At 69.1% G+C, this 8145-nt stretch carries 7 protein-coding genes; 5 read left to right on the top strand and 2 right to left on the bottom strand.

Annotated features, from left to right (window positions below; genetic code table 11):
* Positions 1-23: 23 nt before the first annotated feature.
* Together ACFU7D_RS27080 and ACFU7D_RS27075 are read right to left on the bottom strand one after the other, a co-directional pair.
* The gene (locus tag ACFU7D_RS27080) at positions 24-1523 is read right to left on the bottom strand and encodes an amino acid permease (RefSeq protein WP_378727212.1); all 1500 of its coding nucleotides are present in this window, start codon (positions 1521-1523) and stop codon (positions 24-26) included.
* A gap of 55 nt (positions 1524-1578) precedes the next feature.
* Positions 1579-3249 (bottom strand): tannase/feruloyl esterase family alpha/beta hydrolase, encoded by a 1671-nt coding sequence (locus ACFU7D_RS27075; protein WP_378873200.1) that lies wholly within the window; start codon positions 3247-3249, stop codon positions 1579-1581.
* Between the two features lie 189 nt (positions 3250-3438).
* On the opposite strand from ACFU7D_RS27075, the gene ACFU7D_RS27070 reads away from it, so the two are divergent.
* From ACFU7D_RS27070 to ACFU7D_RS27050, 5 genes are read left to right on the top strand one after another with little or no spacing between them, the layout of a single operon-like run.
* Complete coding sequence (locus tag ACFU7D_RS27070; protein WP_378873198.1) at positions 3439-4212, top strand: ABC transporter ATP-binding protein; 774 nt, start codon at positions 3439-3441, stop codon at positions 4210-4212.
* Positions 4205-4897, top strand: a complete 693-nt coding sequence (locus ACFU7D_RS27065; RefSeq protein ID WP_378727218.1) for an ABC transporter ATP-binding protein — start codon at positions 4205-4207, stop codon at positions 4895-4897. The genes ACFU7D_RS27070 and ACFU7D_RS27065 overlap by 8 nt, the downstream gene beginning before the upstream one ends.
* A 51-nt stretch (positions 4898-4948) precedes the next feature.
* Positions 4949-6196: an ABC transporter substrate-binding protein gene (locus ACFU7D_RS27060; protein ID WP_378727220.1), complete on the top strand. Its 1248-nt coding sequence runs from the start codon at positions 4949-4951 to the stop codon at positions 6194-6196.
* A gap of 23 nt (positions 6197-6219) precedes the next feature.
* Positions 6220-7092 (top strand): branched-chain amino acid ABC transporter permease, encoded by an 873-nt coding sequence (locus ACFU7D_RS27055; protein ID WP_378873196.1) that lies wholly within the window; start codon positions 6220-6222, stop codon positions 7090-7092.
* Positions 7089-8087, top strand: a complete 999-nt coding sequence (locus tag ACFU7D_RS27050) for a branched-chain amino acid ABC transporter permease (RefSeq protein WP_378727224.1) — start codon at positions 7089-7091, stop codon at positions 8085-8087. The genes ACFU7D_RS27055 and ACFU7D_RS27050 overlap by 4 nt, the downstream gene beginning before the upstream one ends.
* The last annotated feature ends 58 nt before the right edge of the window (positions 8088-8145 follow it).

Here is an 8145-nt window from a genome sequence, read left to right as displayed (position 1 = left end):
CCCCTTCCTCTCCTAGGAGAGCGTCACATGTGCAGCGGCTCGACGGTCTTGTCGTCGCCGCCCTTGCCGACCCGCGAGTTGCGGTAGCCGTAGAGGAAGTAGATCGCGAAGCCGATCGCCATCCACACCAGGAACCGCAGCCAGGTCTCGATGCTCAGGTTGAGCGTGAGGTAGATGCAGATCGCCGCGGCGACGAACGGCAGCACCGGGCTGAACGGCACCTTGAAGGAGCGCGGCAGGTCCGGGCGACGCTTGCGCAGGATCGGCACGGCGATCGAGACCAGCGCGAAGGCGGTCAGGGTGCCGATGTTGACCATCTCCTCGAGCTTGCCGACCGGGGTGAAGGTGGCGACCACCGCGACCAGGGCACCGATGGTGAGGGTGATCCGGATCGGGGTGCCGGTCTTCTGGTTCACGTGAGCGAACCTCACCGGGAACAGACCGTCGCGGCTCATCGCGAAGACGACCCGGATGGCGCCGATCATCAGCGTCATCACGACGGTGGTCAGACCGGCCACGGCGCCCGCCGAGATCAGGGTCGCGAAGCCACTTCGGCCGACGTCGCGGAACGCGGTGGCGAGCGCGGCGTCGGGGTCGATCTCGTCGTAGCTCACCATGCCGGTGATGACCAGGGCGACGGCGACGTAGAGGATCGTGCAGATCACCAGCGAGCCGATGATGCCGCGGGGCAGGTCGCGCTGGGGGTTCTTGGCCTCCTCCGCGGTCGTGGCGACCACGTCGAAGCCGATGTAGGCGAAGAAGACGACCGACGCGGCCGAGATGATGCCGAGGACACCGAAGGTCTGCGGCTCGAGGCCGAAGGCCCACTGGATCAGCGGCTGGTGGATGCCCTCACCGGTGATGGAACCGGCGCGCTCCGGGACGAACGGGGAGTAGTTGGAACCCGAGATGTAGAACATGCCGGCGACGATGACGAACAGGACGATGAACAGCTTGACCGCGACGAGCGCGAGGTTGACCCGCAGCGACTCCTTGATGCCGATCGTGATCAGGCCGACCAGGACGATGACGAGCACGAGCGCGGCCAGGTTGGGCTGACCGAAGTCGGCGTTGGCATCCGGACCGAAGCCTTCGGGCCAGCCGAGGCCGATCTCCTCGAGGAAGATCACCAGGTAGCTGCTCCAACCCTGCGCGACCACGGACGCACCGAGCACCATCTCCAGGATCAGGTCCCAGCCGATGATCCAGGCGAGCATCTCGCCGAGGGTGGCGTAGGAGAAGGTGTACGCCGACCCCGACACCGGCACGGTCGAGGCGAACTCGGCGTAGCACAGCGCCGCCAGGCCACAGCAGATCGCGGCGATGATGAACGAGAAGACGACGCCGGGTCCCGCGTACTGGGCTGCGGCCCGACCGGTCAGGGTGAAGATTCCCGCGCCGATGATGACGCCGATCCCGAAGACCGTGAGGTCAACCGCGGTGAGCCGCCTTTTGAGCGTGAACTCCGGAGTTTCGGCATCGGCAAGGGATTGCTCGATGGACTTGGTGCGCCAAACAGACATGAGGGATAGGAAACCATCCCGACCGGTGGACAGGAAAGCTCGGGGGTGTCATCCGTCACATCTCGCACCTGAAGCTGCTCGCCTCCGAGGCGTCGCCGCCGACGTACGCGGGCCAGCTCGGCCACTCGCACAACGGCCGCGTGCGGTCGGCCCCGGCGTTACCGTCGGCGACCACCTGGGTCTCGCCCGGCGCGACGCCGCGCTCGGCCCATCTCTCCAGGGTCGTGAGCGAGTCGTAGGAGGCGGAGAAGGCGACCGGGGCGAAGTTGGCGTGGTTGGCACCGGGCACCAGATAGAACCGGGAGAACCCCTCGGTCGCCCGCTTGCCCATCACCCGCTGGACGCGCTGGTAGTAGTCGATCGTGGAGCGGTGGCTGACCAGCTCGTCGGCGGCACCGTGGACCAGGATCAGCCTGCCTCCGGAGCGGGCGAACGGGCGCAGGTCGGCGTCGTTGACGTCCTGGAGCGCGGTCAGCTCGCTGATCCGGCGCTGCCACTTCCCCGGGTCGGCCGGGTCGATCGCGAACGGGCTGATCTGCGGGTCGCGAGCGACGAAGTACTTGGCCCACTGGTTCCAGAACTGCATACCGTAGCCGGCGGTCACCGGCATCGGGTCGGCCGGCGCGGTGGTGCCGAAACCGAGGACCGGCGTCGACATCCGTGCCCCGGACAGCAGCGGGAACCCGGGGTAGCCCCACTCCCCGCTCGCCACCCGGTAGGGCAGCCGCCAGCTGCTGTCGGCCGCCATCACCGCATCCACCTGCTCGCGCGAGAGGCAGGTGTCCCCGGGCGTCTCGCCCTCACCGCACAGCAGCGTCTCCGGGTCGAAGTCACAGCCGGCCTCGTCGGAGATCACCCCGTCCGCGAGCCCGTCACCGCCGTCGCAGGCGGCCAGGACCCGTTGCGCGACGAGGTCCTGCTGCGCCTTCGACGGGTACGCGCCGGGCTTGGCGAACTCGTGGGTGATCCGGCCGAAGAAGAGGTCGAGGGTGGCGGCGTTCCAGGCGGGGTAGGCGGAGATCACTCCGTCGAAGTCGCGCGGCCAGCGCTGCGCGACGGCGAGGGCCTCCCGGCCACCGGTCGAGCCGCCGGCGAAGTAGGTCGTGCGGGGTGCCCGGCCGAGGGCCCTCGTGATCACGTACGTGGCGGTGTCGTGCACCTTCTTGAGCGCGTCACCGGAGAAGTTGCGCACGGCCTCGTCGTTCTGCCCGAACCAGCCGTCCAGGCTGGCGATCGGGTGCCGATCGGTGTCGGCCTGGTGGCCGGAGTCGCTGGCGTAGGTGGCGTAGCCACGGCCGAGCGGGGTGCGCTGGTCGACCGGCCCGAAGGGCACGTGCTGGGCGAGGTTGGGGACGGTGCCGTTGTAGCCACCACCGCCGAACATCATCGTCCGTCCGTTCCACCCCTGCGGCAGGGCCAGGCCCATCCGGATGTCGGGGGCCGCGGGGTCGACCGGGTGGATCGCGATGTCCACGCGGCAGTAGGCCGGGACCGCGGTCGGGCCGGTCCCGGATGCCGGCATCGACGTCGTCGCGGTGACCTCGGCACCGGTGGTCGGCAGGCCGATGCGATGGGCGGGGGTCCTCAACCCGACCAGCGACGAGCAGTCGGCGGTGCCCGTCGACGGCGCGGCACCCGCCGGCACCTGGCCGACGACCAGGGCCGCGGCGGCGAGGACGAGCGAGGTGCCGGCGGTCAGGAATCTGCGTACGAGGGTGGGGGCCATTGCTCAAGGATCGCGAGGCGGTGTGACGTGCGCCATGTGGCTGCTGCACACAACTCCGGTGCCCGAGATGTGGGCCACGGCGAGCCGTGCACCGGCGGGCCTGCATGGGGATGAGTCACACAACCGATGGGCTCAGTGTGTCCCGAACCCCTATGGCGTACGTCTCACCACTTCCCTAGCGTCGCCCCTGTGACGAGCACCACATCGACCCCGAGGTGCGCACTACGGACCGAGGGTCTCACCAAGGACTTCCGCGGCTTCCGCGCGGTCAGCTCCGTCGACCTGGAGGTCGCCGAGGGCACCGTTCACGCGCTCGTCGGCCCCAACGGCGCCGGCAAGACGACCCTGTTCAACCTGCTGACCGGGTTCCTCAAGCCCACCGGCGGACGGATCACGGTCTTCGGTGACGATGTCACCGGGATGGCACCGGAACGGATCACCCGCCACGGGGTGGCCCGCTCCTTCCAGATCACCAGCCTCTTCGAGAACCTCACGCCGCGCGAGCACGTCGAGATCGCGCTCCAGGGGCTGACCAACCAAGGGCTGCGGTTCTGGCGCTCGGAGAAGCTGCTGGGGCGGCGCCGCGAGGAGGTCGACCGGCTGCTGGCCGAGGTCGGCCTGACCGAGCTCGCCGACAAGCCGACCGGGCTGATGGCGTACGGCCAGAAGCGGGCGCTCGAGCTCGCGCTCGTGCTCGCCGTCGAACCCAAGCTGTTGCTGCTCGACGAGCCGACGGCGGGGATGGGCATCGAGGACGTCGACCGCACCATCGAGCTCGTCCGGCGCATCGCCGCCGGACGCACCGTGGTCTTCGTCGACCACAACATGCACGTCGTCGCCCACCTGGCCGACCGAGTCACGGTGCTCCAGCAGGGCCAGGTGCTCGCTGAGGGTCCCTACGACGAGGTCCGCGCGGATCCGCGTGTCATCACCGCCTACCTCGGAGAGGCTCACAGTGCTTGAGATAGAGAACCTGAGCGCGTGGTACGGCGAGGCGCAGGCCCTGCGCGAGGCCACCCTGAGCGTCGGCGAGGGCGAGGTCGTGACCCTCGTCGGCCGCAACGGCGCCGGCAAGACCACGCTCGTACGCTGCCTGATGGGCCTCCACAAGCACCTGACCGGATCGATCCGGCTCGACGGCCGCGAGATCACCTCGTTGCCCGCGCACAAGCGGGCCCGCGCCGGGCTCGGCTGGGTGCAGGACGACCGCGGCATCTTCGCCAACCTGAGCGTGGAGGAGAACCTCCTGCTGCCGCCCCGCGTCTCCGAGTCGGCGTGGACGCTGGAGCAGGTCTACGACGCCTTTCCGGCTCTCGGCAGCCGCCGGCGAGCGGGCGGGACGACGCTCTCGGGCGGTGAGCAGCAGATGCTCGCCGTCGCCCGGGTGCTCCGCACCGGTGCCCGCCTGCTGCTCCTCGACGAGCCGTCCGAAGGGCTCGCCCCCGTCATCGTCGCCCAGATCGGCGACATCGTGCGGACCGCGAAGCAGTCCGGCATCGGCGTGCTCCTGATCGAGCAGAACGTACGTTTCGCCGCCACCGTCGCCGACCGCCACTACCTGCTCGCCCAGGGCCGCCTGGTCGAGAGCCTGGACAACGACGAGTTCGTCGAACGTCAGGACGAGCTGCTCGAGCACCTCGGGATCTGAGGTACGTCCCCCAGCGATGGAGCACAGCCCTACCCCACTAGGAGAGACACGATGAACAAGCAACGGTTGGTTGCCGGCGCGTCCATACTGACGGCCGGTGTCCTGGTCACCGCAGGCTGCGGCGCCGGCGGGCCGAGCGCCAGCGGAGGCGACTTCACCGACGACAAGGTGGTCCTCGCCCTGCTCAACGACGCCTCCGGCGTCTACAAGGACGTCTCCGGCCCCAACTCGAAGATCGCGATCCAGATGGCGATCGACGACTACCAGGAGAAGTACGGCGACGAGGCCGTCGTCGACACCATCGAGGTGACCTCGGCCGACCACCAGAACGAGCCGGACATCGCCAACACCAAGGCCCAGGAGCTCTACGACCGCGAGGGCGCCGACGTGATCCTGGACGTGCCGACCTCGTCGGCGGCGCTGGCGGTCGCGACGCAGGCGAAGAACAAGAAGAAGCTCTACATGAACATCGGGGCCGGTACCACCGAGCTGACCGGCGCGCAGTGCAACAAGTACACCTTCCACTACGCCTACGACACCTGGATGCTGGCCAACGGCACCGGCACCGTCGTCACCGAGGAGGGCGACAAGAACTGGCAGCTGATCTACCCCGACTACGCCTTCGGCCAGGACATGGTGAAGTCGTTCACCGGCGCCATCGAGGCCGGCGGCGGCAAGGTCGCGGGCACGATCGCGACGCCGTTCCCGAACGACAACTTCGCGACGTACATCACCAAGGCGGGAGCCGCGAAACCGCAGGTCATCGGCACCATGCACGCCGGTGGCGACCTGATCAACCTGGTCAAGCAGTACAACGAGTCCGGGCTCAAGGACCAGGGCATCGACCTGGCCGTCGGGCTGATGTTCATCTCCGACATCCACTCGCTCGGCGTCGAGGCGTTCGAGGGCACGATCTTCACCGACGCCTGGTACTGGAACCTCGACGAGAAGTCCCGCGAGTGGGCTGACCGTTTCATGGAGGAGACCGGCGATCGGCCGACGTACGCCCACGCGGGCAACTACTCCGCGGCCCTGCAGTACCTCGAGGCGGTCCAGGCGGCCGGCACCGACGACGCCGACAAGGTCGTCGCGGAGCTCGAGGGCAAGAAGGTCGAGGACATGTTCCTGCGCAACGGTGAGATCCGCGCCGAGGACCACCGGGTCGTCCACGACGTCTACCTGGCCCGCGTCAAGGGGCCGGACGACGTCAAGGAGGACTGGGACTACGAGGAGATCATCAAGACGATCCCGGCCGAGGAGGCGTTCCGCCCGGCGGCTGAGTCCGGCTGCTCGATGTAGGTGCGAGGTCTAGAGGGATTGGTATGAACGCGGTTCTGCAGTACACCGTCCAAGGGCTCGCGGCCGGCAGCTTCTACGCGCTGGCCGCGCTCGGCCTGGCGGTCATCTTCGGGGTGCTGGGCGTGGTCAACTTCGCCCACGGTGCCTTCTACATGCTGGGTGCGGTCGCCGCGGCGGTGCTCCTGGACACGCTCGGCCTGAGCCTGTGGGGTGCGCTGATCGTGGTGCCGCTGCTGATGCTGGTCTTCGGGATGCTGGTCGAGCGGCTGCTGGTGCAGTGGCTGCTGCCGCTCGACCCGCTCTACAACCTGCTGCTCACCTTCGGGCTGACCCTGCTGCTGGTCGACCTCGTCAAGCGCCGCTACGGGGTCTCGGGGCTGCCCTACGAGCGGCCCGAGGCGCTCTCCGGTCGGGTGCAGCTGGGCGGCGTCGGGCTGCCGGTCTACCAGCTCTTCGTGATCGGGGTGGCGCTGCTGGTCTGCCTCGGCGTCTGGCTGCTGATGACGCGTACGCGGGTCGGGATGATCGTCCGGGCCGCGACCGAGCGGCCCGAGCTCGCCGGTGCGCTCGGGATCAACGTCGGGCGCTGGGTGACGCCGGTGTTCGGCTTCGGGGTCGCGCTGGCCGGTCTGGCCGGGGTGCTGGCCGCACCGTTCCGGGCGATCACCGCCGAGATGGGCAGCGACTTCATCATCATCCTGTTCGCGGTCGTGGTGATCGGCGGGCTCGGCTCGATCGTGGGCGCGGTGGCGGGCGGGTTCCTGGTCGGTCTCGTGGAGGCGTTCGGGCAGGCGTACGCACCGACGTTCGCGCAGGTGCTCATCTTCGTGCTGATGGCCGTGGTCGTCCTGGCCCGGCCGGCCGGCCTCTTCGGCCGAGAGGAGGCGACGGCATGACCTCGATCGCGACCGCCGGTGCGAGCGTCACCGAGCAGCATGCGGCGATCGCCGGGGCGCGGCCCTGGCAGCGGCTGGTCCTGCTGGGGATCGGGCTGGCGGTGGCGCTCGGCCTGCCGTGGTTCGTCTACCCGCCGGTGGCGATGGACATCGCCGCCTGGGCGCTCTTCGCGGTGGCCCTCGACCTGCTGCTGGGCTACTGCGGGCTGCTCTCGTTCGGCCACGCCGCGTTCTGGGGCGGATCTGCGTACGCCACCGGGCTGATCGCCATCCACCTCGGCGTGCCGTTCCCCGTGGCGGTCCTGGGCGGCGCGGTCTTCGCGATGATCCTCGCCGTGCCCATCGGGTATCTGTCGGTGAAGCGGTCGGGCATCTACTTCGCGATGGTCACCCTGGCGTTCGCGCAGATGCTCTTCTTCATCGCCAACCAGGCCTCCTCGATCACCGGCGGAGAGAACGGTCTCCAGGGCGTGCCCCGCTCGTTCTTCGGGATCGAGGCGGTCGAGACCGACGCGTTCTTCTTCTACTACGCCGCGCTGCCGATCATCCTGCTCGGGATGTGGGCCGCCTGGCGGATCGTCCACTCCCCCTTCGGGCGCGTGCTGGTCGCGATCCGCGACAACGCACCGCGAGCACGCGCGCTGGGCTACGACGTGGAGCGCTACAAGCTGATCGTCTTCGTGCTCTCGGCCGGGCTCTCCGGGCTGGCCGGCGGGGTCTTCGCCGTCTCGCACGGGTTCGTGGCGCTGCCCGAGCTCCATTGGGCCACCTCGGGCGAGGTCGTCCTGATGACGGTGCTGGGTGGCATCGGAACGCTGTGGGGTGGCGTCATCGGCGCCGGGCTGATCGTGATCCTCGCCGACAACCTGGCCTCCTCCGGGTTCGACGGGATCGGGATCGTCACCGGCGCCGTGTTCGTGACCGTCGTGCTGCTCTTCCGTCGCGGGATCTGGGGCACCGCCCGTCATCTCTGGCTGAGCCGACGCCGCTCCTAGACCGTCTCAGGCGACCAACTGGTGGAGCCGGAGCGCCAGCTGCACCTCGAGCTGGCGC

The organism is Nocardioides sp. NPDC057577, assembly GCF_042801335.1.
Taxonomy (GTDB): Bacteria; Actinomycetota; Actinomycetes; order Propionibacteriales; family Nocardioidaceae; genus Nocardioides.
Note: the sequence above shows the minus strand (reverse complement) of the source record. Positions and strands in the feature narration are given on the sequence as shown.